General features: G+C 57.8%; 21 protein-coding genes. 9 read left to right on the top strand and 12 right to left on the bottom strand.

Features of this window, described 5'->3' with window-relative positions; all coding sequences use genetic code 11:
* The first annotated feature begins 225 nt into the window (after nt 1-225).
* Nucleotides 226-1659, top strand: coding sequence for a cache domain-containing protein (locus tag DS906_RS06765; protein ID WP_113789451.1), 1434 nt, complete (start codon nt 226-228; stop codon nt 1657-1659).
* A complete protein-coding gene (locus tag DS906_RS06770; RefSeq protein ID WP_113789452.1) occupies nt 1656-2303 on the top strand; it encodes a response regulator transcription factor in 648 nt (215 codons plus the stop codon). Before DS906_RS06765 ends, DS906_RS06770 begins: the two co-directional genes overlap by 4 nt.
* 83 nt (nt 2304-2386) lie before the next feature.
* On the opposite strand, the gene DS906_RS06775 is transcribed toward DS906_RS06770, so the two are convergent.
* Nucleotides 2387-2770, bottom strand: coding sequence for a VOC family protein (locus DS906_RS06775; RefSeq protein ID WP_113789453.1), 384 nt, complete (start codon nt 2768-2770; stop codon nt 2387-2389).
* A 48-nt stretch (nt 2771-2818) separates the two neighbouring features.
* Entirely contained in the window at nt 2819-3664 is an 846-nt protein-coding gene (locus DS906_RS06780) for a hypothetical protein (protein ID WP_113789454.1), read from the bottom strand.
* 423 nt (nt 3665-4087) lie between these two features.
* Between DS906_RS06780 and DS906_RS06785 the strand changes: the two genes are divergently transcribed.
* The 3 genes from DS906_RS06785 (at nt 4088) to DS906_RS06795 (ending at nt 7492) form a co-directional block, all read left to right on the top strand.
* On the top strand, nt 4088-5839 hold the full coding sequence (locus DS906_RS06785; protein ID WP_113789455.1) for an acetolactate synthase 3 large subunit: 1752 nt from the start codon (nt 4088-4090) through the stop codon (nt 5837-5839).
* Nucleotides 5840-5906: 67 nt separating this feature from the next.
* Nucleotides 5907-6467, top strand: coding sequence for an acetolactate synthase small subunit (gene ilvN, locus DS906_RS06790; RefSeq protein ID WP_113789456.1), 561 nt, complete (start codon nt 5907-5909; stop codon nt 6465-6467).
* A gap of 290 nt (nt 6468-6757) precedes the next feature.
* Nucleotides 6758-7492, top strand: coding sequence for a helix-turn-helix domain-containing protein (locus DS906_RS06795; RefSeq protein WP_233494716.1), 735 nt, complete (start codon nt 6758-6760; stop codon nt 7490-7492).
* Between the two features lie 5 nt (nt 7493-7497).
* Here the strand turns inward: DS906_RS06795 and DS906_RS06800 are convergent, their stop codons facing one another.
* The 3 genes from DS906_RS06800 to prfB all read right to left on the bottom strand — a co-directional run bounded on the left by DS906_RS06800 (nt 7498) and on the right by prfB (nt 11026).
* Nucleotides 7498-8280: a DUF2189 domain-containing protein gene (locus tag DS906_RS06800; protein ID WP_113789457.1), complete on the bottom strand. Its 783-nt coding sequence runs from the start codon at nt 8278-8280 to the stop codon at nt 7498-7500.
* Between the two features lie 33 nt (nt 8281-8313).
* Nucleotides 8314-9708, bottom strand: coding sequence for an amidase (locus DS906_RS06805; protein ID WP_113789458.1), 1395 nt, complete (start codon nt 9706-9708; stop codon nt 8314-8316).
* A gap of 190 nt (nt 9709-9898) precedes the next feature.
* A complete protein-coding gene (gene prfB, locus DS906_RS06810; RefSeq protein ID WP_113789459.1) occupies nt 9899-11026 on the bottom strand; it encodes a peptide chain release factor 2 in 1128 nt (375 codons plus the stop codon).
* Between the two features lie 77 nt (nt 11027-11103).
* On the opposite strand from prfB, the gene DS906_RS06815 reads away from it, so the two are divergent.
* Nucleotides 11104-11937: an aminoglycoside phosphotransferase family protein gene (locus tag DS906_RS06815; RefSeq protein ID WP_113789460.1), complete on the top strand. Its 834-nt coding sequence runs from the start codon at nt 11104-11106 to the stop codon at nt 11935-11937.
* Here DS906_RS06815 and DS906_RS06820 read toward each other — a convergent pair.
* The 3 genes from DS906_RS06820 to DS906_RS06830 all read right to left on the bottom strand — a co-directional run bounded on the left by DS906_RS06820 (nt 11931) and on the right by DS906_RS06830 (nt 16963).
* The gene (locus DS906_RS06820; RefSeq protein WP_113789461.1) at nt 11931-14417 is read right to left on the bottom strand and encodes a penicillin-binding protein 1A; all 2487 of its coding nucleotides are present in this window, start codon (nt 14415-14417) and stop codon (nt 11931-11933) included. The two genes, DS906_RS06815 and DS906_RS06820, sit on opposite strands and share 7 nt — an antisense overlap.
* A 95-nt stretch (nt 14418-14512) precedes the next feature.
* A complete protein-coding gene (locus DS906_RS06825) occupies nt 14513-15733 on the bottom strand; it encodes an N-acetylmuramoyl-L-alanine amidase (RefSeq protein WP_113789462.1) in 1221 nt (406 codons plus the stop codon).
* Between the two features lie 66 nt (nt 15734-15799).
* The gene (locus tag DS906_RS06830) at nt 15800-16963 is read right to left on the bottom strand and encodes a pyridoxal phosphate-dependent aminotransferase (protein ID WP_113789463.1); all 1164 of its coding nucleotides are present in this window, start codon (nt 16961-16963) and stop codon (nt 15800-15802) included.
* On the opposite strand from DS906_RS06830, the gene DS906_RS06835 reads away from it, so the two are divergent.
* A complete protein-coding gene (locus DS906_RS06835) occupies nt 16962-18344 on the top strand; it encodes a M48 family metalloprotease (RefSeq protein ID WP_113789464.1) in 1383 nt (460 codons plus the stop codon). The two genes, DS906_RS06830 and DS906_RS06835, sit on opposite strands and share 2 nt — an antisense overlap.
* A complete protein-coding gene (locus DS906_RS06840; RefSeq protein ID WP_108860388.1) occupies nt 18341-19099 on the top strand; it encodes a DsbA family protein in 759 nt (252 codons plus the stop codon). The genes DS906_RS06835 and DS906_RS06840 overlap by 4 nt, the downstream gene beginning before the upstream one ends.
* 62 nt (nt 19100-19161) lie before the next feature.
* On the opposite strand, the gene DS906_RS06845 is transcribed toward DS906_RS06840, so the two are convergent.
* The 4 genes from DS906_RS06845 to hemA form a co-directional block, all read right to left on the bottom strand.
* On the bottom strand, nt 19162-20277 hold the full coding sequence (locus DS906_RS06845) for a hypothetical protein (RefSeq protein WP_147235194.1): 1116 nt from the start codon (nt 20275-20277) through the stop codon (nt 19162-19164).
* A 103-nt stretch (nt 20278-20380) separates the two neighbouring features.
* Nucleotides 20381-21502: a flavodoxin-dependent (E)-4-hydroxy-3-methylbut-2-enyl-diphosphate synthase gene (gene ispG / locus DS906_RS06850; RefSeq protein ID WP_113789466.1), complete on the bottom strand. Its 1122-nt coding sequence runs from the start codon at nt 21500-21502 to the stop codon at nt 20381-20383.
* A 71-nt stretch (nt 21503-21573) separates the two neighbouring features.
* On the bottom strand, nt 21574-22788 hold the full coding sequence (locus DS906_RS06855) for a helix-turn-helix domain-containing protein (RefSeq protein WP_113789467.1): 1215 nt from the start codon (nt 22786-22788) through the stop codon (nt 21574-21576).
* A gap of 129 nt (nt 22789-22917) precedes the next feature.
* A complete protein-coding gene (gene hemA / locus DS906_RS06860) occupies nt 22918-24141 on the bottom strand; it encodes a 5-aminolevulinate synthase (RefSeq protein WP_113789468.1) in 1224 nt (407 codons plus the stop codon).
* 334 nt (nt 24142-24475) lie between these two features.
* Between hemA and DS906_RS06865 the strand changes: the two genes are divergently transcribed.
* A complete protein-coding gene (locus DS906_RS06865) occupies nt 24476-25861 on the top strand; it encodes a dipeptidase (RefSeq protein ID WP_113789469.1) in 1386 nt (461 codons plus the stop codon).
* Nucleotides 25862-25923 lie beyond the last annotated feature (62 nt).

The raw sequence follows: 25923 nt of genomic DNA on the forward strand, positions 1-25923 counted from the left end.
TCAAAACCCGGGCAATTGCCGGGCGTAGTCGTTTTCAGTGCGCGTCAGCCTAATGACCACGATGTGAATGTGAATACCTAGTACTACGTAGGGGATCGCGTTTTTGATGTTTTCCCGAGTGCAAACCGTGACAAATGCAAAATAATTCTGCGCGCCGGCCCTCTCATATGCGCCAATTCACCAAAAATTTTGCAATTTGCCGCCTGCTTGCGTATCGATTCGCCTATGAGGGGATTCCGTAATCTGATTTCACTGACCTATGGCCAGAAATTGTCGCTTGTGGCGGCGATCCCTCTGGTCGTCGCAGTGGCCGCGATTGCGTTCTTCGTGGTTCATGAATCCCGGGCAACCGCCGAACGTGAAATTGAAGCGCTTGAGCGGCGACTGATCGAGGCCAAGAAAGAAGAACTTAAGAACTATGTCACGCAGGCTCGAAACGGGTTTGCCTATATCTATGGGCGCGCATCGACTGAAGACAAGGTGGCACAGAACCTTGTGACGCAAATCCTGTCGGCGATGATCTACGGCAAAGACGGTTTCTTTTTCGTCTATGACTATGACGGCAACAACCTTGTCAGCCCGCGCCAGACCGAATTCATCAACCAAAACTGGGTGGGTCTGACCGACAGTGATGGCACCCCAATTGTGGACGAATTCATCAGCCTCGCCCGTCAGGGTGCAGGCTGGCACAGTTTCATGTGGCAGAAACCCTCGACCGGGGAAGAGGCGCAGATGATCGCCTACGTGGTCGGCCTGCAGGATTGGCGTTGGGCTGTCGGCACCGGGGTGTTCATCGACGACATTGTCGCGACGGTCGCCACCGCGCGGGCCGAGGTCGAGGAGCGCGTGCAGCGGACATTCTCGTATATTGGCGCAATCGTTCTTGCCGCTGTGTTGGTTGTCTTCACTTCGGGCATGTTGCTGAACGTCCGCGAGCGCCGTCTGGCAGATGCCAAACTCAAGGAACTGACGCAGCGGGTTTTTGATGCGCAAGAAGAAGAGCGCGGCCGCGTGGCGCGCGAGCTTCATGACGGCATCAGCCAGATCCTTGTGGGTGTGCGTTATACGTTGGACAATGCGCGCCGCCGCTTGTCGCGCGGCGATGACGATGGCGCGCGCGATCCGCTGGACAAAGGCATCGACACGCTGGGCGCAGCCATTACCGAAGTTCGCCGCATCAGCCGCGACCTGCGGCCTGGTGTTCTGGACGATCTGGGCCTCGGCCCTGCCCTCAAGGCCCTGACCGACGATTTCTGCGAGCGCACGGGGATCGAGACCGAATTCTCAACCGTGGTGTTCCGCAACCGGCTGGATCAGGACAGCAAGATCGCCCTGTACCGCATCGCCCAAGAGGCGCTGACCAATATCGAGCGCCATTCAGGGGCGACCCGTGTTACAATCGACCTGCGCGGCCACAAGAAAGGCGCGACAATGCGGATCACCGACAATGGCCGTGGGTTACGCACCACACCTGATCCTGCCAACCCCGGTATCGGCCTGCGCAACATGCAGGAACGTATCGAACAGCTTGACGGATCGCTGCGCATTCTGTCATCACGCGCCCCACGCAGCGGCACGGTGATTGAGGTCAGCCTGCCTCTCAGCCACATGCTGCCGCCACAGGAAGACGCAACGCCTAACCGAAAGGCCGGTACATGAGCGATCAGACAATCCGGGTTCTTATCGTTGACGACCACCCCATGGTCGCCGAAGGGATTCAGTCGATCCTTGAAAGCTATGATGAGATCGAGGTGGTCGGAACACTGGGCAGCGGGCAAGAGGCCGTGGATCAGGCAACCGATCTTGCGCCCGACGTGATCCTGATGGATCTGAACATGCCCGGACTAGGCGGGCTCAGCGCGACCGAGATCATTCTGGAACGCCGACCCCGAACACGCATCTTGATCCTGTCCATGCATGACAGCCCCGAATACATTTCGACCGCGCTCAGCCATGGCGCCAGCGGATACGTGCTCAAGGACGTGCCGACGGATGAGATCAAACAGGCCATCGACGCCGTGATGCGTGGTGAGCAGTACTTGTGTACCGGGGCCAGCGGATCGCTTCAGCCCAAAGGCGATAGCGCCCGCGAGGCGCTGACCGGGCGTGAACAGACAATTCTGCTGGAACTGGCGCAGGGCAAATCCAACAAGGAAGTCGCCGCCGCGCTGGATATCTCGGTCCGAACCGTTGAAACGCACCGCAAGAACATCCGGCGCAAACTTGGGATTTCATCCACCGCCGGCCTGACCCGCTATGCGCTTGAACATGGTGTACTGCAGGGCACAAGCCCCGGCTTCTGATCCCGCAGTGCGGAACGCGCTGCCCGGCCCAACCTGAGGACGTGCGCCGAAGGCGCATGGACAACGGGCGGGAGCTTTTCAACTCAGGACTTTGCTCGCAAACCTTCGCCAAAAAACACCAGTGTTCCGTCCTCATCCAGGACGTGAAATTCGCGTTGTTGATACGGCTGATCAAACGGCGGGCGCACTCGCCCCTCTGGTAAATCCGCCAACCCTGTCTTTAGGGTTTCATACAGATCATCAATCCCGTCCACATCAATATAAAAGGACTGATCATCCCCCAGATCACGCCCATCCTCGCGCGGCGGACATTCAAGCAACCGAATGGCGACCTTGCCACGCGACAAGAAGGCGTAATTGTCCTGCCTAAAACCGCAGGTAAATCCCAACCGGTTGCAATAAAAATCAATCTGCTTTTGCAGTGACGAACACAGAACAAATGGCGTGAGCTGTAGCAATTCCGGCATGTGCCCCTCCGACGGTAGCCCCTGCTCTCGATTGTAACCCATGGCCGGTCAATCCAACAACTGATCCTTGCGTAATCCAGCACGCTGGTGATGATGCGGCAGAACCCGTCCATAAAGTTGCCTGGTGCGTTCAACCCCACCACACATGCCTTCGGCTTCGACAAAGGAAAAGATGCCGACATATCGGCTGCGCGCCCCTTTGACCGGGGCGACCCGGTGCAACGCGTATCTGCCCTTGAAGATCTGAAGATCCCCGGGCTGCAGCTCCAACGCCCTGACCTGTGCCCGGTTTCCGTCCAGCACCGAAGCCACGGACGAGAAATTCTCGTCCTCGGTACTGCGCAGGTTCGGCACATATTCAAAGGCCCCACCCGCCTCGCCATTCTGGATGGCCAGTGTCACGGTGTAGTTGTTGGTATCGAAATGCCAGGGAAAGCCCTGCCCTTCTTCGACCACGTTGACGATCACATCCGCCAGCGGGTCGTCATAGCGAAAGAACCGATCCTCCGGCTCATCCAGCCCATCGCGTATGAACGGCAAAAAACCCTCGAATTCATAGATTCGGCGCAGTGGACCCGATTTGGGAAAGTTGTCTGCCGGAACGAAGGCGTTCGACCGGTCATAGAATCTGCGTATTGGGTGATTCAGGTCCAACCGGGGATCGTCCTTTGAGAAATAAGCGTTGGTGCGGTTGAAAGAGCGGTGCGCCCGGTCGGCCACGGCATCCGCCTCTTTCAATAGCTGCGCCAAACCTTCGGGGTGGACAAAACCGGGCAAAACGGCGCAGCCGTCCTGATCCAACTCGCGGCGCAGATCACCGATCAGTCGTTCATAAGCGCGCGAGTCCGGGCAATCGATCGGATACCGCCCCAGATCAACCAGATCATGGATCATCCTCCGCCTCCCTTCCTTGTTCGGTCAATCTCAGCGTGCCGCAGTCAAAACTGCTCATCATGCTTGTTTCGGACATCGCGATGCCGCTTTTTGACTACCCTCAAGGCAGAAATTTGGAGGTCAAAGGGGGTATTTTTCCTGAATATTCCCTGCATGCGTCAATCTGCGCAATAAAATGTCGCAAAATTCACCCTCAGAGTTAGAAAATTGGTGCAAAAGCCTGTTGACGCCTCTTCCCCCGGCTCATAATGTCCCTGCACGCAAAGAAGGAGCCTCTGGCGATGAGAACGCTAGTCGTAATCGTAGGAACCACGCGCATGGGCCGGTAACGGTAAACCATAATCGAACCCATGCGCCTCCGAAAATCTCGGGGGCTTTTTTTATGCTAAACGCAAGACACATGTCGCGAACGGAGCAAAGCAGATGACACGTGAGATGACCGGCGCAAAGATGGTAGTTCAAGCCCTCAAGGATCAGGGCGTGGACACGGTATTCGGATACCCCGGCGGTGCTGTGCTACCGATTTATGATGAGATTTTTCTGCAAAACGATATTCGTCACATTCTGGTGCGGCATGAACAAGGCGCGGTTCACGCAGCCGAAGGTTATGCCCGCTCGACCGGCAAGCCCGGCGTTGCCCTTGTGACCTCTGGCCCCGGCGCGACAAACGCTGTGACCGGCCTGACGGATGCGCTTTTGGATTCGATCCCGATTGTGGTTTTGACCGGACAGGTTCCGACGTTCATGATTGGCTCGGACGCGTTCCAAGAAGCGGACACCGTCGGCATCACCCGCCCCTGCACCAAGCATAACTGGCTGGTCAAGGACACGGACTCGCTGTCCGACACGATGCACGAGGCATTCCATGTCGCCACCTCGGGCCGCCCTGGTCCGGTTCTGGTCGATATCCCCAAGGACGTTCAGTTCGCAACCGGTGACTATAGCGCTCCAAAGCCCTCGACCTCGCACTACCAACCGATAGTGAAGGGCGATTTGGAGGAGATCACCGAACTGGTCGCCGCAATTGAGACCGCCAAGAAACCCGTCTTTTACACCGGCGGCGGCGTCATCAATTCCGGCACGGCGGCCAGCCAATTGCTGCGCGAACTGGTTGATGCGACCGGCTTCCCGATCACGTCTACCTTGATGGGTCTGGGCGCCTACCCGGCGTCGGGCAAAAACTGGCTGGGCATGCTGGGAATGCATGGTCTGTATGAAGCCAATCTGGCGATGCATGACTGCGACCTGATGATCAACATTGGTGCGCGGTTCGATGACCGGATCACTGGGCGGATCGATGCGTTCTCGCCCAACTCGAAAAAGGCGCATATCGACATCGACCCCTCCTCGATCAACAAGGTGATCCGCGTGGACATCCCGATTGTTGGTGATGTTGCACATGTGCTGGAGGACATCCTGAAGGTTTGGAAAGCGCGTGGCCGCAAAACCGATGAGGCGTCGGTTGCCAAGTGGCAGGATCAGATCACCGAATGGCGCAAAGTGAACTGTCTGGCCTACACCAACAGTGAAAAGACGATCAAACCGCAATACGCGCTTGAACGTCTTGAAGAACTGACCAAAAAGCACGACCGCTACATCACCACCGAGGTAGGTCAGCACCAGATGTGGGCCGCGCAATACCTCAACTTTGAAGATCCGAACCGCTGGATGACGTCGGGCGGATTGGGCACGATGGGCTACGGTTTCCCAGCCTCCATCGGCGTGCAGATGGCGCACCCTGACGCGCTGGTCATCAACGTCGCGGGCGAGGCCTCGTGGCTGATGAACATGCAGGAAATGGGAACCGCGGCGCAGTATCGCCTGCCGGTGAAACAGTTCATTCTGAACAATGAACGCCTTGGCATGGTGCGTCAGTGGCAGGAACTGCTGCATGGCGAGCGGTACTCGCATTCCTGGTCCGAGGCCCTGCCCGATTTCGTCAAACTCGCCGAGGCATTTGGTGCCAAGGGCATCCTGTGTTCCGATCCGGCCGATCTGGATGACGCCATCATGGAGATGATCAACTATGACGGTCCGGTGATCTTTGACTGTCTGGTCGAAAAGCACGAGAACTGCTTCCCCATGATCCCGTCGGGCAAGGCGCACAACGAAATGCTGTTGGGCGAAGCCGAGACGCAGGGCGTGATCGATTCCAAAGGCTCGGTTCTGGTCTGACACAATTCGACGGATTTTGTCGGGTGCACTGGCACCCGACCATCACAGGATTATGAAAGGGACATAAATGTCTGCCCTGCATATCAAAAAAGGTGCAACGCGCCATTCCGCCTATAACCTACGCCCCACGTTTTCGGACGTGCAAGAACGCCATACGATTGCGGTTTTGGTCGAAAACGAACCGGGTGTTCTGGCCCGCGTGATCGGACTGTTTTCGGGCCGGGGTTACAACATCGAAAGCCTGACCGTCGCCGAGGTGGATCACACCGGCCACCTAAGTCGTATCACCATCGTCACCACCGGCACCCCTCAGGTGATCGAACAGATCAAAGCCCAATTGGGCCGTATCGTTCCGGTGCACGAGGTTCACGATCTGACTGTCGAAGGCGCCTCGGTCGAGCGGGAACTGGCGATCATCAAGGTTGTCGGCGCGGGCGACAAGCGGGTCGAGGCGCTGCGTCTGGCCGATATCTTTCGCGCCAGCGTCGTCGATAGCACGTTGAATTCGTTCATCTTCGAGCTCACCGGTGCCCCGGACAAAATCGACGCCTTTGCCGATCTGATGCGTCCGCTAGGCCTTGTCGAGATTGCACGCACCGGCGTGGCCGCCCTGCTGCGCGGCGACTGACTTTTTCGCCTCGCCCCCCCCTTTGGGTACCGGGGCGAGGCGCAGTCCCAGGACATGTTCAAACAATTTCGCTGTATGTCACTTATGAGCATGGTTACCCAAAAAGATCATACAAATTGACGTAAAGCCTATTGCCTTTACCTGCCCCGACGTTAACTTCGGAGGCGTAGCGTGGTGTTGGGATGCGCCAGCTAGGGTCACCAGTACGATTGAGAATGCACGAACGACCAAAAGGTCGGGTGCGTCGCACTTTTTGGAATGACACTCTGGAACCTGGGACAGAAATGACCATGAGTATCCGCAGTCCTGATGAATTGCGCCGGATGTTCGGTGCCAATCTGCGACAATTGTCGCGGCAATATTCGTCCGTGTCCGAGCTGTGCCGTCAACTGGGCATCAACAGGACCCAATTCAACAGATATCTGGCGGGTGAAAGCTTTCCCCGCCCCGATGTTCTGGATCGCATGTGCCGTTTTTTCGAGGTCGACGCCCGTATCTTGTTGCGGCCTCTGGAGGAAATTGAAACACCTCCGGAACATCCGGCTGCTTCGGCCCTGTCTGAATTCCTGGGGTCCGGCCCCTCAACGCTGACCGAAAACCTGCTGCCGGCGGGCTTTTATTATGCGACGGAAACGGGACTGGACGGATCTCCCATGACCAGACACCGGCTGATCCACACGCGCCGTTTGCCGCAATGCACGCTGGTGCGCAGCTATGAGCCCGAAAATGAGGGGATACCGGCCGACACCACCAGACGTGAAGTACAGGGTATCGCGGCCTGCGCCGGGCGGCAGATTTTTATCCTTATGTCCAGCCGCGCGGCCCAAAACAGTCGCATCTACCTTGTAACGCGCGGCGCTGAAGAAAACTCCGAGCGATGGCGTGGCATTGCAATTTGCCTGTCCAAGACCAACGCTCAGGCGACCACAATGCGCCGGATTTCGCTGAACTATCTGGGCACTCAGGCAAAGGCCGCCCTGCCTGCAGCGCGCGCTGCCAAGCGGCTCAAGCAAAGCGCAGCATAGGCTCTTCAGGCGTCTTTCCTGGTCCCTGTCAAAGTGATCAGACGATACAGGTGCCAACTGGCATGCCCCAGCAACGGCAAGACGATCAACAGCCCCAAGAACCACGGGATCATGGCCACGAATGTCACGACGGCCACGAACACACCCCACCCCAGCATGATCTTCGGGTTCGACCGTACATAGCTGAAACTGGCGATCATCGCAGTCACGAAGTCCAGTTCCCGGTCCAGCAACATCGGGATCGAAAGGACGGTGATCATGTATAGAATAAGCGCGAAAATGGCCCCCACGACGCTGCCAACGGCCAGCATAGTCAGGCCATTGGGCGTCATAAAGACCTCTAGCGAACTGGAGACGTTGGTCATGGTCGACAGCCCCATGAACAACGCAAAGATCATATGACCCAGGAAAAACCAGAACAGGAAAACCACCACGATGATCGCGCAGATGGATGGCAATTGACGACGGCTCTGCTGCAGGATCACGCCAAAAACCTCTCTGAACTTCAAGGGTTCGCCCTGTTCCAGCCGGTGAGACACTTCATACAACCCCACCGCCGCAAAGGGGCCGAGCAATGGGAATCCTATGGTGGCCAGCACCAGCCAGAATGACGTCTGCGTCTGCACCGTGACCCACGCCATGGCCAAGCCAGCCAACACATAGAACCCACCGAACAACAGGCCAAAAACAGGTGCCCGACGAAAATCAGCCCAGGCACGGCGCAATGCCTCGCGCAGCATTCCGGTATCCACAGGTCCCATTTCCGGAACCCCAAAGGGTTTTTCCATGCTCTGTCTCTCCTCCTGTTTCCGGCGCTCTCCTCAAGCCGGTCGGTTTTGTGGCCACCCGGTCGCGTCGTGATACGCGGCCCCGATTGACAATATATCCGCATCCGCGCCGCGCGGGCCAAAGACCTGCATGCCCATCGGCAACCCGCCTGCCCCAAACCCCACCGGCACCGACAGACACGGCAAGCCAATCAGACTGACCGGAATCATAACCTGCATCCAGCGGTGATAGGTATCCATGCTTTTACCGGCAATCTCGGTGGGATACGGAAGCTCAAGTTCAAACGGCCAGACCTGAGTGGATGGCAGGATCAGCGCATCGAACTCTTCGAACAGTGCAGCCGCGCGCCGGAACCAATCCGACCGTACAACACTCGCCTTATGCACCTGCATCGCCGTCAGGGCTTGCCCCTGGTCAAGCTCCCATTGTGCCGTGTCCTTCAACTGCGCCCGCTGTTCAGACTGCGGGGCCAGACTGGCCGCCACGCTCCAGGATCGTAAGATTGACCAGCTTTCGAATATGCGTTCCGCATCAAAGGGCGGCGCAACAGCTTCGACCTGCGCCCCTTGCTGTGCGAAAACGGACAGCGCATCCTGGCACAGGTCCAAAATACCATCCTCAAACGGGAACGCCCCGCCCCAGTCGCCCAGCCAACCAATCCGCATTCCGGACAGATCGGCCGCCTGAACCGGGGACATTGCAGCATTGTGCGGGGTTGAAGGATGCCGCGGGTCAGGCCCTGAAATCACGTCCAACAACACACCCAGATCTTCCGGGGCTCGTGCCATTGGGCCAAGCGTGGACAGTTGGTGAAGGAATACGTCGCCCACCGGTTCAGGCGGCACACGTCCCCAACTTGGGCGAAACCCATAGACATTGTTCCAGGCCGCCGGATTGCGCAGGCTGCCCATCATGTCAGAGCCATCCGCCAGCGCAACCATCCCGGTGGCCAGCGCAACCGCTGCCCCGCCCGACGATCCACCGCATGTCTTAGAGTGGTCATATGGGTTACGTGTGGCGCCATAAACGGGATTGAACGTGTGCGAACCCAAGCCAAACTCCGGCGTATTTGTTTTACCGATCAGGATTGCGCCGGCCGCCCGCATTCGTGCCGCTATCAGATCGTCCCTTTCTGGCACATGATCGCGATACAGCGGTGATCCCTGCGACGAGACTACTCCAGCGACATTCACCAGGTCTTTGACCGCGATCGGCAGCCCATATAACGGGCCTGTCACTGGTCCCGCATCCAGCGCACGCGCCTCGGCCATCAGCGCCTCTTCATCGCGCAGCGCAACAATCGCATTCAGAGGCGGGTTGACCGCCGCAATGCGATCCAAGGTTTCACGCATCAAATCAGCGGCAGAAAGACGCCGGGTCGAAAGCGACGCCAATAAGGCAGTTGCAGTTGTCTGACTTAAATCCATCCGGGACCCATCGCATTCAGTGTTACCAAGTCGCGATCAGCCTAACGAGGCCACAACCCCATTTAAACCCGTGTTTTACATATATCTTTTACCTTACGTACCACAGCGTACGGATCCGCTTCATCTGGCCAAAAATATCCCGGGGGAGTCTCCGCCTGCGGAGACGGGGGCAGCGCCCCCTTGCGGCGTCTCAGCCGTCGCCTTGCGCTTCGGAGCGGCTCTTGCCCGACACATCCATCGCAAGGGTGGCAGCCATGAACCCATCCAGATCGCCATCCAATACACCTTTGGTGTCAGACGTCTCATGGTTGGTACGCAGATCCTTGACCATCTGATACGGCTGCAAAACATAAGACCGGATTTGGTTGCCCCAGCCCGCATCACCCTTGGCCTCGTGTGCCGCGTTAATGTCCGCGTTGCGGCGGTCCAATTCCTGCTGATACAGGCGCGATTTCAGGGCCTTCATGGCAATATCGCGGTTCTGGTGTTGCGACTTCTCAGAACTGGTCACGACGATCCCGGTCGGTATGTGCGTAATCCGAACCGCCGAGTCCGTGGTGTTCACGTGCTGACCGCCCGCGCCCGAAGACCGATATGTGTCGATGCGAATTTCGGACGGGTTCACCTCAATCTCGATATTGTCGTCGACCACCGGATAGACCCAGACCGAACTGAAGGATGTGTGCCGCTTGGCCGCCGAGTCAAATGGCGAAATGCGCACCAGACGATGCACGCCGCTCTCGGATTTCAACCAACCATAGGCGTTATGGCCGGAAATCTTGTACGCAGCCGATTTGATGCCCGCCTCTTCACCCGAGGTCTCGGATTGCAGCTCGACGGTGTACCCCTTCTTCTCAGCCCAGCGGACATACATCCGTGCCAGCATCGAGGCCCAGTCGCAGCTTTCCGTACCACCAGCGCCCGAGTTAATTTCAAGGAAGGTGTCGTTGCCATCGGCCTCACCATCCAGCAACGCCTCAAGCTCTTTCTTGGCGGCCTTCGCCCCCAGCTTTTTGATAGCGTCCTCGGCGTCGTTGACGACCTCTTCGTCCTCTTCCACCTCACCAAGTTCGATCAGCTCGATATTGTCGCTCAGATCGGTCTTAATGGATTCGTAGGTCTCAATGGCATCGACCAACATCTGACGCTCGCGCATCAGTTTCTGCGCATTCTCAGGGTTATCCCACAGGTTAGGATCCTCAACGCGCGCATTGAATTCCTCAAGACGATGAGGGGCGGTCTCATAGTCCATACGCTGCGCCAGCAGCTCCAGTGACTTTTCGATTTCCGCCACGGTGTTCTGGGTTTCGGCGCGCATGGTCTTGTCCCAACTTGCTCAATCAGGCCTGCGTGATAGCAAGAGGCGCGGGCCACCACAAGACGGGCGACACGGGAATGCAAAACGCGCTAAACGAGTTTCTGACCAGATGGGAATTGGAAGACGCACAGCCCGTCGCAAATACCGGGCATGCACATGTGTGGAAGGTCCGAACTTTGGACAACACGCTTGCCGCCCTCAAGATCTATCGCCGTCCAAACCGTGGCAATGAAACAGCTGGTCCGCACCTGATGCATCTGTGGCGTAACCGGGGCGCTGTGCACATACTGGCCGAGGCCCCCAACGCCGTTTTGACGGAATGGCTTGAAGGACCATCGCTTGGGGACATCGCGCGGTCAGGCCGCCCGGATGATGCGATACGCGGTCTGGCGACGGCAGCGGATCAACTGCACCAAAGCCCCACCATCAACGCGACCGGGCTGAAACCGCTTCAGGAAGTCTTCGCGCCAGTTTTCGACTGCCAATTCTCAGACGATTGCCCGACTGGGCTAAGGCACGACATGATGCAAGCGATCAGCATTGGCCGTCACCTTCTGGACACGCAGGATACGCTTGTTCCGCTGCACGGAGATCTGCATCATGACAACGTGATCGCGACACCCGCCGGGCCTCGGGTCTTTGACGCCAAAGGGTACATCGGCGATCCGGCTTTTGAGCTGGCCAATGCCCTGCGCCACCCCAAAGGCATGCCAGAGTTGGTTCGGCGACCCGAACAGATTGAATCTGGCCTGACGCTATACGCGACCGCCTTGCGGGTTGACAAAAAGCGACTTGCCAAATGGGCAGCCGCAAAATGTGCTCTGTCGATCTTCTGGCGCGTAGATGGCACGGTCACAAATGACCCGGAAGAAGACCTGTTGAACCTCCTCCTGCAGGCAGCGGATCAGTAAAGACCGCCGCCCTGCAGATCACCCTGGCTGGCGTTGGGGCCAACAGTGATTGTGTTGCCAGTCGACGTGGTAACCTGACGGCCCGAGTTGGCCTCTTCGAACAGAGGCAGGTCAGAGCCCATCGCAAAGCCACCGTCATAGACACGGTCGATAAAGCCGTCGACGCCATCGCGGAAATATTCAGCCACGACATAGTCACCGGAAGCATCGGCAGGCAGGCGCGCGCCACTGAAGCGGTCGATCTTGATGAAGTGGCCACCTTCGGGCACATCAAACGGACCGCCACCGTATTTCTCGACCGCTTTCTCCATGAAGCTTTGGAACACTGGTCCGCACAACGTGCCCCCATAGGCCCCCCGCCCCATCGGACGCGGGCGGTCATAACCGATATAGCAACCAGCAACGATGTTCGAGGTAAAGCCAATGAACCATGCATCCTTGGATTCGTTCGTCGTTCCCGTTTTACCCGCAGTCGGCACCGGCAGATTGACGACACTGGACGCAGTCCCACGATCCACCACACCTTTCATCATCGACGTCAGCTGATACGCGGTGATCGCATCCATGACCTGAGAGCGGTTCGTCTCAATAGTGGGCGACTCGTCCGGCTCAAGCCAGGCCGAGTTACAATCCAGACATTGCCGGTCGTCATGGCGATAGATCGTCTTGCCGAACCGGTCCTGAATACGGTCGACAAGAGTGGGCTCCACCCGTTCGCCGCCGTTGGCGAACATCGCGTAGGCGGCGACCATTTTGTACAGCGTTGTTTCTTCCGACCCCAGCGAGTTCGCAAGGAACGCACCCATACGGTCATAAACACCGAACCGTTCGGCATAGCCCGCGACAACTGGCATGGTCACCTCTTGCGCAAGACGGATGGTCATCAGGTTCCGCGACTGTTCGATCCCCGTACGCAGCGGTGTTGGGCCGTAGAATTTGTTCGAAGAGTTTTTGGGCCGCCACAGACCTTGCGGCGTGTTCACCTCAATCGGTGCATCCACAACGATGGTTGCGGGGCTATAGCCGCTGTCCAGTGCAGCCGCGTAGACGAAAGGCTTAAAGCTGGAACCGGGTTGGCGCTGCGCCTGCGTGGCGCGGTTGAACACCGAATCCTGATACGAGAACCCACCCTGCATCGCCAGAACACGGCCCGAGTTCACGTCCATTGCTACAAAGCCACCCTGCACTTCGGGCACCTGACGTGCAGACCACTGGCCCTCTTCCCCGGCCATGACCAGAATAACGTCGCCACGTTTGAAGTTCGCCGCGAAATCACCCTGCATCCACTTGATATCGGAACGTGGGATGATGCCGTCGGCCGGGCCGTCCTCGATCCCCACGGTCAATTGCTGTTCACCGACGTTCATCACAACAGCCGGATACCACTGCGTCGGAAGCACAACGTCACGGGGTATTTCTATGATGGCCAATGCTTCGCGCCACTGAGTTTCGTCGGTCAGTTTTTCTTCCGCAATAACCTCACCCGTCCCGCGCCATTTCCCGCGCGAGCGGTCATACTTTTGCAGTGCGGTACGCAAGGCCTTGGCGGCCTCAAGCTGCATTTCCTCGTCAACCGAGGCGCGGACAGCAAAGCCGCCGGTAAAGAATTCACCCTCGCCGAAATCGTCGCTCAGCTGGCGGCGAATTTCGTCGGTGAAATAATCACGCGGCGGCAGCGCGGTGCGGAAGCTTTCAAAGTCGCCGTTTTGCACAGACCGCAGAGGCATATCCACTTCGACGTCATAGGTCGCCTGATCGATATAGCCGTTCTGCCGCATTTCCCGCAGCACATAGTTGCGGCGGTTCAGCAGACGTTCTTTTTGCAGAACAGGGTGATACTTCGATGGAGCTTTGGGCATGGAGGCCAGCGTCGCAGCCTCATGTGGAGCCAGTTCCTGCAGAGTCTTGTTGAAATAGGTTTGTGCCGCTGCGGTCACACCATAAGAGTTCTGACCTAGAAAGATCTCGTTCATGTAAAGTTCGAGGATCTGTTCCTTGTCCAGCGTATCCTCAAGCCGGGTGGCGAGGATGATTTCTTGAATCTTTCGCTCAACGCGCTTGTCGCCCGACAACAGGAAATTCTTCATCACCTGCTGTGTAATGGTCGATGCACCACGAAGGGTTTCCCCCTTGGATTTCACCGCCTCAACACCGGCAGCGATGATGCCGCGCGGATCATAGCCCTGATGGCTGTAGAAATTCTTGTCTTCCGCCGAAATAAAGGCCTGCTTAACCAGATCAGGAATCTCTTCGGACGGCGTGAACAAACGGCGTTCCTGCGCGAACTCGTCGATCAACTGACCTTCGCCGGAATAGATTCGGCTGATCGTGGGCGGTTTGTACTGCGCCAACGATTCATGGCTGGGCAGGTCGCGGCCATACATCCAGAAGATCGCGCCGACGACCAGCGCGGCCATGAAGATACCCAATGTCACGAGGCTGAAGATCGCCCCGAAAATCGAAAGAATGAAACGGATCACGTTACTGCCTTTTACTCGCGGTGACGCCTATATAGTGATGGCCCGGCGCAGGGTCAAAACACGATGGCCAATAATAGCCGGTTTACGTCGCAGGGTCACTGACCAATCAGGGATCTTTTGATCAGGTCGTCCTGCCGCCACTTCTGCAGACCATCAACAATGCCCTGCGCCATTCCAATGCGCCATTCCGGGTTCCTAATATTCTGCAGGTCCCGGGGGCTGGACAGAAATCCAAGCTCGACCAGAACCGAGGGAATATCCGCTGCTTTGAGAACCGAGAAGGACGCCGTGCGGATCGGCCTGCTGTTCATCGGGCCGCCCTGTTGTGTCATGCCATCAGCCAGCGCACGGGCCAGCGCATCAGTTCGGGGCTTGGTTTCCTGCCGCGCGATATCCAGCAGGATATCGGCCACCTGATCGTCCGCACCGCTCAAATCGATCCCCGAGATCAGGTCACCCCGGTCATGACGTTCGGCCAGCTTGTCACTGGCCACATCTGATGCTTCGTCTGACAGTGTATAAACTGCGGCCCCATGCGCCCGCCCTTCGGACAGGATATCCGCATGCAATGAGACAAACACATCTGCACCGGCCCGATGTGCCAGCGCGATGCGCCTTTCGAGCGAGACGAATTGATCATCAACCCGCGTCATCACCACTTCGAACCCTTCGGTCCGCAACAAATGCTCGCGAAGTTCGCGCGCGAAGGTCAGCATCAGGGTCTTTTCGTCCAAGCCGTCCGCCTCGGCCCCCGGGTCGATGCCACCATGGCCTGGGTCCAGCATGACCCGCAACGCGCCTGCCCCGCCCCGTCGCGGCTGGGCCGGTGTCACTGCGGGTTCGGGCAAATCCCAACCTTGTTGACGGGGTGCGCCTGCGCCCGCAGCGAATGAATCGAAATCGGTTCCTTGCAGAAGCAACGACAGTTGCGCGCCTCCAGCCGTTTGATCAATTTTCATCTCGGCGCGGTCGACGGCCAAGGGCGCTCCAAGTTCCAGAACCATCCGAGACCAACCGGGAACGTATGCTCCGAACTGAACACCGCTGATACGATCGGTTTGCAGAAGCGCTTCGCGGTCAAGTCCGGTCCAGTCAACCTCTTGAAAATCAAGTACCATGCGATAGGGATCTTGCAATGTGAATACGCGGTAAGGAACGCCCTGGCTGAGGCCCAGATCGACCCTCACCCCTGCGCGACCTTCGTCCACAATGCGACTGTCATCCGGTAACACGCGCGCAAGCGCGCTGAAGTCATGCGCGACTGCGGCAGTCGACAGCGCCCAAAACAGCGCAATGGCATAAATGATCCTGCTCATAGCCTCAAGTTTTCCCGAGATCGTTTGTCTGGCACTCTATCGCATCCGGGGCCCGTTGTGAACGGCTCAGGCCTGTTCCGTGATCGCACCGCGATCCGCCATAAAGCGGTGCAGTCGCTGCAGACCCTCTTCGATGTCCGCCGTCGAGCGCGCGTATGAAAACCGCAGCGTCTTATGACCGCGCAGCGGGTCGAAATCCAGCCCCGGCGTGACGGCTACCCCCGCCTTTTCTAACACCTCGGCCGCAAAAGCGCGGCTGTCGTCGGTCAGGTCCGAGACGTCGGCGTAGACATAGAACGCCCCATCCGGCGGCGCGATATTGGTGAAACCTGCCTTGGGCAGCCCTTCCAGCATCAATTGGCGGTTGCGACGATAAACATCCAGATTGGTCTGCAATTCATCGTTGCAATCCATTGCCGCCAGCGCAGCCACTTGGCTGGCGTGCGGCGCACAGATGAACATGTTCTGGGCGATCCGCTCAACCACCCTCACCTGATCTTCGGGAACCACCATCCAGCCAACGCGCCAGCCGGTCATCGAGAAATACTTGGAAAACGAGTTGATCACATAGCATTCATCCGTCAGTTCCAGCGCGGTGACGGCTTTGGCCTCATATTCCAGCCCATGGTAAATCTCATCGCTGATGAACGAAGCGCCCTGCCCCTGCGCGGCGTCAATAAGCGCGCCCATGGCTCTGTGATCCAGCATCGTGCCCGTGGGGTTCGCAGGCGAGGCAACCATCAGGCCTTGCAGGTCGAGCCCTGCGAAATCGGATGGCACGGGTTGCAGTCGGTTCTCAGGTGCAGTGGGCAGATCGACAGGAACCAGACCTAACGCTTTCAGAATCTGCCGGTAAGACGGATAGCCCGGCGCGCCGATACCGACGCGGTCGCCGCTATCGAACAGGGCAGTGAAAGCCAGCAGAAACCCGCCGGACGACCCGGGTGTGACCACGACGCGGTCGGGGTTGAGATCGATGTTATACCACTCACCGTACAGGCTTGCGATCCGTTGCCGCAGCGCGGGCAGGCCCAAAGCCACGGTATAGCCCAGCGGGCCTTGGTCCATTTCTTTGGCCAAGGCCTGAACGGCCCCCTTGGGCGCGCCCGTTCCCGGCTGGCCGACCTCCATATGGATGATGTGCCGCCCGGCCTCTTCAGCGCGGCGCGCGGCCTCCATCACGTCCATCACGATGAAGGGATCGACCCCGGATCGGGTTGAGTTTCTCATGCCCATCTCCCATGTTGCAGCCATGGCTTTTGAACGCTTATCCAGGCTGGCGTCAATCCCGGCCCTGTTGCTGATTGCAGTGACATGGATGGGCAGTGCGTTTCAGTCCAGCGCTCAAAGCCTGATCCGCGACCCCGATATCGAGCACGGGCTGCGCGAACTGGCCTTTCCCATCCTGCGGGCCGCCGGGCTAAACACCAACCGGGTGAAAATTCTGGTCATCAATGACAGTACATTCAACGCATTTGTCATTGATTACAACGCAATATACGTGAATTACGGACTAATCCTGACCGTCGAAAGCCCCGAGATGCTGCAGGCCGTGATCGCACATGAGGCGGCCCATATCGCCAATGGCCATCTGGCCAGACGGGTTGAAAATATGCGCGCAGCGCAGCGCAAAGCCCAGCTGGGTACTGCGCTGGCCCTAATCGCCGCAGCCGCAGGTGGTGGCGAGGCCGCAGCGGGAATCGCCGCAGGCACATCCGCGTCTGCCCTGCGCAGTTTCCTGGGGCACACACGGGCAGAAGAGGCATCAGCCGACCGCAGTTCGGCCAGCTACCTGCGCGCGGCGGGGATCTCACCCAACGGAATGGTTGCCCTTCACCAAAAGTTTGCAGGTCAGGAGTTGCTGAACACCGCCAACCAAGACCCCTATATGCGATCCCACCCCACCAGCCGCGAACGGCTGCGCGCCGCTGAGGCGTTTGTGGGGGAGTTCAGCGATCATGCGTCACCAAACCCCAACGCCGACTACTGGTTCGCGCGGGTCAAGGGCAAGCTATCGGCCTTCCTGCGTTCACCGGGCTGGACCTTGCGCCGGTTGAAAGAGGAAAGCGCGCAGGACATACGCCTGATGCGCGAAGCTGCCGCCCATCATCAGAACCGCGATCTGGCCCGCGCAAGGGCAGCGATCGACGGCGCGCTGGAAATCCGGCCCGATGATCCGTTCTTTTATGAGTTAAAAGGGCAGATTCTATTGGAAAACAGAAAATTATCCGACGCAATTAAAGCTTATGGACAGGCAGTTGAGATGTCTCCGAATGATCCATTGCTTCTGGCGGGGTACGGGCGCGCCTTGCTGGCAGATGGGCAGACGACCGACGCCCTGAAGGTTCTTGAAAAGGCGCGCGCGCGGGACTATCGCAATGCACGACTGATGCAGGATCTTGGAATGGCTTATGCCAAGGTCGGAAATAACGGCATGGCCTCGGCTGTGACCGCAGAACGCTATGCCCTGCAAGGCCGCCTGGTCGATGCAGGCATTCACGCAAAACGCGCCGTCGGGCAATTGCCCGAAGGTTCACCTGGTTGGCAACGGGCACAGGATGTGTTGATTGCCTCGGAACGAGCGAAGAAAAAGAAAAGGAACCGGAAATGATCCTCAGACATGCTGCACCCGCCCTTCTCGGGCTTTCCCTGATCACCGGCCCCGCGCAGGCCCTGGACCTGAGCACCATGAGCGATGCCGAACGCGAGCAGTTCGGTGTGCAGGTGCGCGAGTACCTTCTGGAAAACCCCGAAGTGATCATCGAAGCGATCAACATTCTTGAACAGCGCAACGCTGTGGCCGAAGCTTCTGCTGACAAGGAACTGGTCGCCGCGAATGCGGACGAGCTGTTCAACGACGGCTATAGCTGGGTTGGCGGCAACCCGGATGGCGATATCACGCTGGTCGAATTCATGGATTACCGCTGCGGCTACTGTCGCCGCGCCGTGCCCGAAGTCGCGAGCCTGTTGGCCGAAGATGGCAACATCCGCCTTGTAATCAAGGAATTCCCGATCTTGGGCGACGCCTCGGTCCTGTCTTCGCGCTTTGCGGTAGCTACGAAACATGTGGCCGGCGCTGACGCTTACAAACAGGTCCATGACGCGCTGATGGAATTCGGTGGAGAGCCTTCCGAAGTCTCCCTGCGCCGGATCTCGGATGGCCTGGGCCTGGACAGCGATGCGATCATTGCGGCCATGGACAGCGAGCAGGTTACGGATGAAATCGGTCAGACCCGTGCGCTGGCGCAGCGTATGCAAATTTCGGGAACGCCTTCATTTGTTCTGGGCACCGAAATGCTGCGCGGCTTCCTGCCAGCGGATCAGATGAAGCAGATTGCGGACGGTGTGCGCGCAGAACAGGGGTGAATGAAGGGGGCGGTTTTGGCCGCCCCTGCCCTTCACATTCGTCAAAATGCGCTCTGCTGGATCTAACGTATTGCCTCGGGCCACGGATTTGTGAAAGTTGAGGTTCTTGCACCATTTGGACTGTGGAAGACAAAGTAGCTGCGTAACATGTAATCCATTGCAAACGCGCTGTATTTGTCTGCCTGCCCCGGATCAATTTCGAAACGGGTCCTAAGGAAATCTGCAAGCTGTGGCACTGCCTTGTCGTATTCGCGTTTCAGCTTGCGATAAACGATCGCCCTTGCGGGCATCTGCCTGGCCCAAACCTCCAGACCGCCCTCAACCTCTTTGCGCGTATTGTACAAGGATCGGGTCAGCGCCCAGGGTCGTTCGCTGATCAGCGTCCATTTCCTTGCGACCCCCGCGCGAATACGTGAGGTCGGTGCAAGCGTACCTTCGCCTGTTCCAGGACCCAAAGCCTCGTCTGCCAATTTGGCAAAACGCTTGACTGCAGTGGGCAAAGCGTCAAGGCCAGTTGGGAGGTTTGGCGTGAAGTCGATCCAGCAAGGCTGAACCATCTCTTCAGCCACAGGAATCAGGACGTCCCAGATGCCCCATTTTGCATGTTGTTTCCTCTGATTGATTACCCACAGCGAAGCCCCTGCGACCGTCGCGCGTTTCAATACCGTTGGGGCATCCCATTGGTCTTTTTCCAGGAGGGATGGCACGTTAATTTCGCCACGCGGTGAAAGCCATAAGGTTTCATAAAACTCTTCAAAACTCTGATCCTGTTCTAAGTAATAGAGATAAAACCAGTTTCCTCTCCAGCTGTGGTTTGAGGACCAAATCACGAGTCGCTTACCGTTCTGCGGCTCGCGTTGCCAATAATACTCATCATATTTTCTAGGGTTTTCTTCTGGTTCTTTTCTCTCGAAGAACCCCGGGTCGTACATCGTGTATCCGCCACTGATAAGCGGACCAGACCTGTCATCAAAGTCGTTTAGCCGGGACAGAACAATCTGCGCATTTGAGTCCGCCGGAGCAAAATCCGGCCACATAATATCAGGAAGGGTCGACCGATACGCCCAGTCTGCGATCTCTTTCGCCGTTTGGCATTCCTGATGAATCGTATCCCCAACAAGAGTAGGATAGTCCCTTGCCGAGCCGAGATTGGGTTGTGCCAACAGCATCAATGCCATCAGCGCGTGGGATTTATTTAGCATGGTCAAGAACCTATCAGAAAAGCGAGGGTCACATTTCTGAGGGTATCCAGAAGCGTAGACCGCAAACACTTTTTTCGGTTCACTCCGCCGCCTCAGCCACGGCGTCCAGTTCAGCGGCCTTCTTCTCGACCTCTTCGACGATGTGATCAATCATCTGGTCGTTCGACATCTTGTGGCTGGCCTTACCTGCCAGATAAACCATGCCCGATCCAGCGCCACCTCCGGTGAAACCGACATCGGTCATCAGCGCCTCACCGGGGCCGTTTACCACGCAGCCGATGATCGACAGGCTCATCGGCGTTTTGATGTGTTCCAGCCGCTGTTCCAGCGCCTCGACCGTTTTGATCACGTCGAACCCCTGCCGCGCGCAAGACGGGCACGAGATTATGTTCACGCCGCGATGGCGCAGGCCCAGAGATTTCAGAATCTCGAAGCCCACCTTTACCTCTTCAACCGGGTCAGCGGACAGGCTGACACGGATCGTGTCGCCGATGCCCATCCACAGCAGATTACCCAGCCCGATGGCCGATTTGATGGTGCCAGACACCAGTCCGCCAGCTTCGGTGATGCCTAGGTGGATCGGCGCGTCCGTGGCCTCGGCAATGCCCTGATAGGCCGCAGCCGACAGGAAGACGTCGCTGGCCTTCACACTGATCTTGAACTCGTGAAAGTCGTTGTCCTGCAGGATACGAATATGCTCCAACCCGCTTTCAACCATCGCCTCGGGGCACGGTTCGCCATATTTCTCAAGCAAGTGCTTTTCCAGACTACCGGCGTTCACGCCGATCCGGATCGAACAATTATGGTCCTGTGCGGCCTTGATAACCTCTTTCACACGCTTTTCATCGCCGATATTGCCCGGGTTGATGCGCAGGCATGCGGCCCCCGCCTCGGCAGCTTCGATGCCCCGACGATAGTGAAAGTGAATGTCGGCCACGATAGGAACCGGGCTTTCGCGCACGATCTCTTTCAGTGCTTTCGATGACGCCTCATCAGGGACGGAAATCCGCACGATATCGGCACCCGCCTCTGCTGCGGCCTGAACCTGCGCAACGGTCCCGGCAACATCCGTTGTCAGGGTGTTCGTCATCGTCTGGACAGCAATGGGTGCGTCGCCCCCGACCGGAACATTTCCAACCATGATCTGGCGGGATTTGCGGCGATAGATGTTTCGCCACGGGCGGACGTGATTAAGGGACATGAGGACGGGTCCAAAGCTGCCTGAGTTGCGTCTTTAAATAGTCCGCCTACCCGGCCACCGCAATGGCCAGATCACTCAGCCGGCGTTTCAGGTACTTCCGCCTGAAGTTCGGCCACCAATTGTTTGAGGGCGCTGTTCTGTTCGGATTCCAGATCGGCGATCTCATAGCGTTCGGCAACCGCGTCCTTGGACAGCAGAACACCTTTCGTCACTGTGCCAGGCGCGCCAACAGGCCCGAAATGTTCACCATTCATCGAAAAATAGACGGAACCCGAAGCCCCTGCGCGCAGTTGCGGCGGTTCTTCGGTCAACGGAATTTCGAATGTATTGCCCTGCTCGACCGTGCCCAATGTGCCTTCGAACAAAACGCTTCCATCAGCGGCGCGAATACGCATCCACGATGGTGCTACGGCCACGATTTTCAGCGCGGTATCAACCTGTTCGACCACCTGCGGCAATGCGAGGCGTTCAACAGTGTGCACCTCGGCCACTTCGATCCGGGGCGCCTCTGGCGGGCGGAACGTTCCGACAGTGCGAGGGTCCAATGTGGCAATCGGCGCGTCACGTGCCACAAGAACCGGAACATCCAGCGCCTGTGGGCGATAAAGACGATCCAGCGCCTCGGGGGTCGGTGCTGTGGATTCTGCTGCTTCGGCAATTTCAACCGGCGCGCGTACCGCATCCAGTGGATCGAGATCAGACAGAACAACCGGGGCCTGTTCAACCGGGCTAACCTGAACCTGTTGGATTTTGTTCAGAACCGCCCAGCCGCCATAGCCAATGCCACCAATCACCGCCAGCAGGACCAGAGACGAGCCAATGGCGCGCGGCTCAATCTGGCTGACCAGAGTTTCCCTGCCCGGGATGTAAGGTGTATTCGGCGAGATGAACGGATCGCGCCCCATCGGGCCCCGCGCGGGCAACCCGCCAGATGGTTTGCGCACAACCGAAGCCTCGGCCGACATGCCATGGGCCACTTCGAACCCGCTTTCGGCGCAGAACGTGGCAAAGGTATCATCCGGGTTCATGCCCAGATAGCGTGCATAGGAACGCACATACCCGGCGATGAAGCCGGGTGTGTCAAACGCATCAGGATCAGCGTCTTCGATTGCAGCTATGTAGTTGGCCTTGATCCGCAGTTCGCGCTGAACATCCAGAAGAGACTTACCCATGGTCGCGCGTTCGCCGCGCATCCTGTCGCCAAGTCGCACCTCATAGTCGTCAAAGCCCTTCGGCCTGACGTCCGTGTTTTCTTCGGAATCGCGCTGTGATCTGCGCCCAATCATCCCTGCTGCCCCATTCTGCCTTGCGCGTGTTACACGCCAACGGCGAATCGCCTACTTAACGATTCGTGCGTTTCTTTTGTTAGCGTAAGCTTAACACGCGACAAACGCATTGCACACTTTGGCGTGAGGTTATCCGGCAAGTTCGGCGCGATTTAGCGCACAATGTGACCAAAGTTCGTCCATCGCCTGGATCAATCGGTTCATTTCACCCGGTCCATGTATCGGAGACGGGGTAAAGCGCAGGCGCTCTGTGCCGCGCGGCACAGTCGGGAAATTGATCGGCTGGACGTAAATTCCATGGTCATCCAGCAGCCTGTCACTCAGGATTTTGGTGTGTACCGGGTTGCCGACGATCACAGGTACGATGTGGCTGCCGTGATCGATCAACGGCAGGCCCATTCCTTTCAGGCGCAGCTTAAGCACCTTGGCCTGTGTCTGATGCTGCTCACGCAACTCTGACGCACCTTTCAGATACGCCACCGAAGCGGCAGCACCGGCGGCAACGGCCGGAGGCAGCGACGTCGTGAAGATGAAGCCTGGCGCGTAAGAGCGCACAGCGTCACACATTTTCTCGCTGGCGGCGATATAGCCCCCCATCACGCCATAGGCCTTAGCAAGGGTCCCGTTGATGATGTCGATGCGATGCGCCAGACGATCACGCTCGGTCACGCCACCACCGCGCGGGCCGTACATGCCAACCGCGTGCACCTCGTCGATGTAGGTCAGCGCGCCAAATTCGTCGGCCAGATCACATATCTCTTCAATTGGGCCGAAGTCACCGTCCATCGAATAGACGGACTCGAACGCGATCAGCTTAGGGGTTGTGGGATCGTCGGCCTCAAGCAGTTCACGCAAATGCGCGACATCGTTGTGGCGGAAGATACGCTTGTCGCCGCCATTGCGGCGCACGCCTTCGATCATCGAAGCATGGTTCAGCGCATCGGAATAAATGATCAGACCGGGGAAAAGTTTCGGCAACGTGCTGAGTGTCGCGTCATTCGCGATATACGCACTGGTGAACAGCAACGCCGCCTCTTTGCCGTGTAAATCCGCCAGTTCAGCCTCAAGTTGCTTGTGATAGACAGTAGTGCCCGAGATGTTGCGCGTTCCGCCCGAACCTGCACCAGCAGCATCAACGGCATCATGCATAGCATTCAGAACAACCGGGTTCTGGCCCATACCCAGATAGTCGTTTCCACACCACACCGTGATATTCTGCTGCGAGCCGTCCGGACGCGTCCGTACTGCATGCGGGAAATGACCGTTCTGGCGTTCGATATCAATAAAGGTCCGATAGCGGCCTTCGTCATGCAGCCTGGCAATCGCTGAATCGAGCTGAGCAGTATAGTCCACCAGTATCTCCTTCTGTGCCCGACATAGACGTGCTGTTTGTCGAACCCGTTATTTCCCCGGATGACGGATCAAGTCGTCCCCGCGGTTTGCTTCCCCTTGAGTACCTTGCCTAGTGGCATTGCAGGAGTCGCAGCATTGATCTGTATCAATTATCCCTGTTCACGCCCCCCGACAAGTAAAGTTACGGCCATAAGACGCGAGGAAACGACGCAGGCGATAACCCTGCCACACATTCTGTTTCCTCCAGTATACTGCAAATCCTGCCGATACGCACTGGACGGCGCCGCCGGTGCTGATAGGTTCCGCAGCAGTTCACGCCATTCAGGAGAAGCTCATGTCGCTAGACGCTGTTCTGAGCAGGATCGACACCGATCTGTCCACGTCCATCGACCGATTGATGGAATTTCTGCGCATCCCGTCGATCTCAACCGACCCAGCCTATAAAGAGCAGGTCGATCAGGCCGCCGACTGGCTAGTCGCCGATCTGCAAAGCATAGGCATTGCGGCCGAAAAACGCGAAACCCCCGGCCACCCGATGGTCGTTGGCCATGTGGGCGAGAACAACGACGGCCCGCACGTTCTGTTTTACGGTCACTATGACGTGCAACCCGTTGATCCGCTGGAGCTTTGGAACCGCGATCCGTTTGACCCAGCATTGGAAGAAACCGAAAATGGACAGGTGATCCGTGGCCGAGGGTCCTCGGATGACAAAGGCCAGTTGATGACCTTTGTTGAGGCCTGCCGCGCATGGAAGGCGATCCACGGCACCCTGCCCTGCCGCATTACGTTCTTCTTCGAAGGAGAAGAGGAATCCGGATCACCTTCATTGGTACCGTTCCTCGAAGCCAATAAGGACGAGCTGAAAGCCGATCTTGCGCTGGTTTGCGACACCTCAATGGTTTCGCGGGGTGTGCCATCCATAGCCTCGCAACTGCGGGGCATGCTCAAGGATGAATTCACCATCGTCGGTCCGCGCATCGATCTGCATTCCGGTCACTATGGCGGCCCGGGCCTGAACCCGCTGCGTGAGTTGTCGAAGATCGTCGCCTCGTTCTACGACGACGAAACCGGTCGCGTGGCCGTTGACGGGTTTTACGAAGGTGTACACGAAGTTCCCGCAGAGCAGCTCCGCCAATGGGAAAATTGCGGTTTTGATGAGGCGGAATACCTGAACTCTGTAGGTTACTCGCAACCGCATGGTGAAAAGGGCTATTCCACACTGGAACAGCAATGGGCACGTCCAACGCTGGAAGTGAACGGTTTGTGGGGCGGTTATAACGGTGCAGGATCAAAAACCGTGATCCCGTCCGAAGCGCACTGCAAGATCACCTGCCGCCTGGTTGGGGATATGGATCCTGACAGCCTGCGCGACAAAATCCGCAAACACGTCGAAGACCGCCTTTCACCCGACGCAAAAGTCGTCTGGGACAACGATCTCGAAGGGGCTCCGGCATCGGTGATGAACCTTGACCGCCCAGAATTCGAGGCCGCGCGCGGCGCACTATCAGATGAATGGAACCGCGAAGCGGTCTTTACCGGCATGGGCGGTTCGATCCCGGTGGTTGGCTATTTTGATTCGGTTCTGGGATTGGACTCGATGCTGGTCGGCTATGCCAATGACGACGACGCCATCCACTCACCGAACGAAAAGTATGACGTGAAAAGTTTCCATAAGGGCATTCGCTCGTGGGCGCGCATACTGGACGCATTGAATAAATAAGATACTTGCGAGGCTCTGCCTCGCGCTCCGGGATATTTAAAGGCCAGATGAATTAAAGATCC

This window comes from Ruegeria sp. A3M17 (genome assembly GCF_003318255.1).
Taxonomy (GTDB): Bacteria; Pseudomonadota; Alphaproteobacteria; order Rhodobacterales; family Rhodobacteraceae; genus Ruegeria.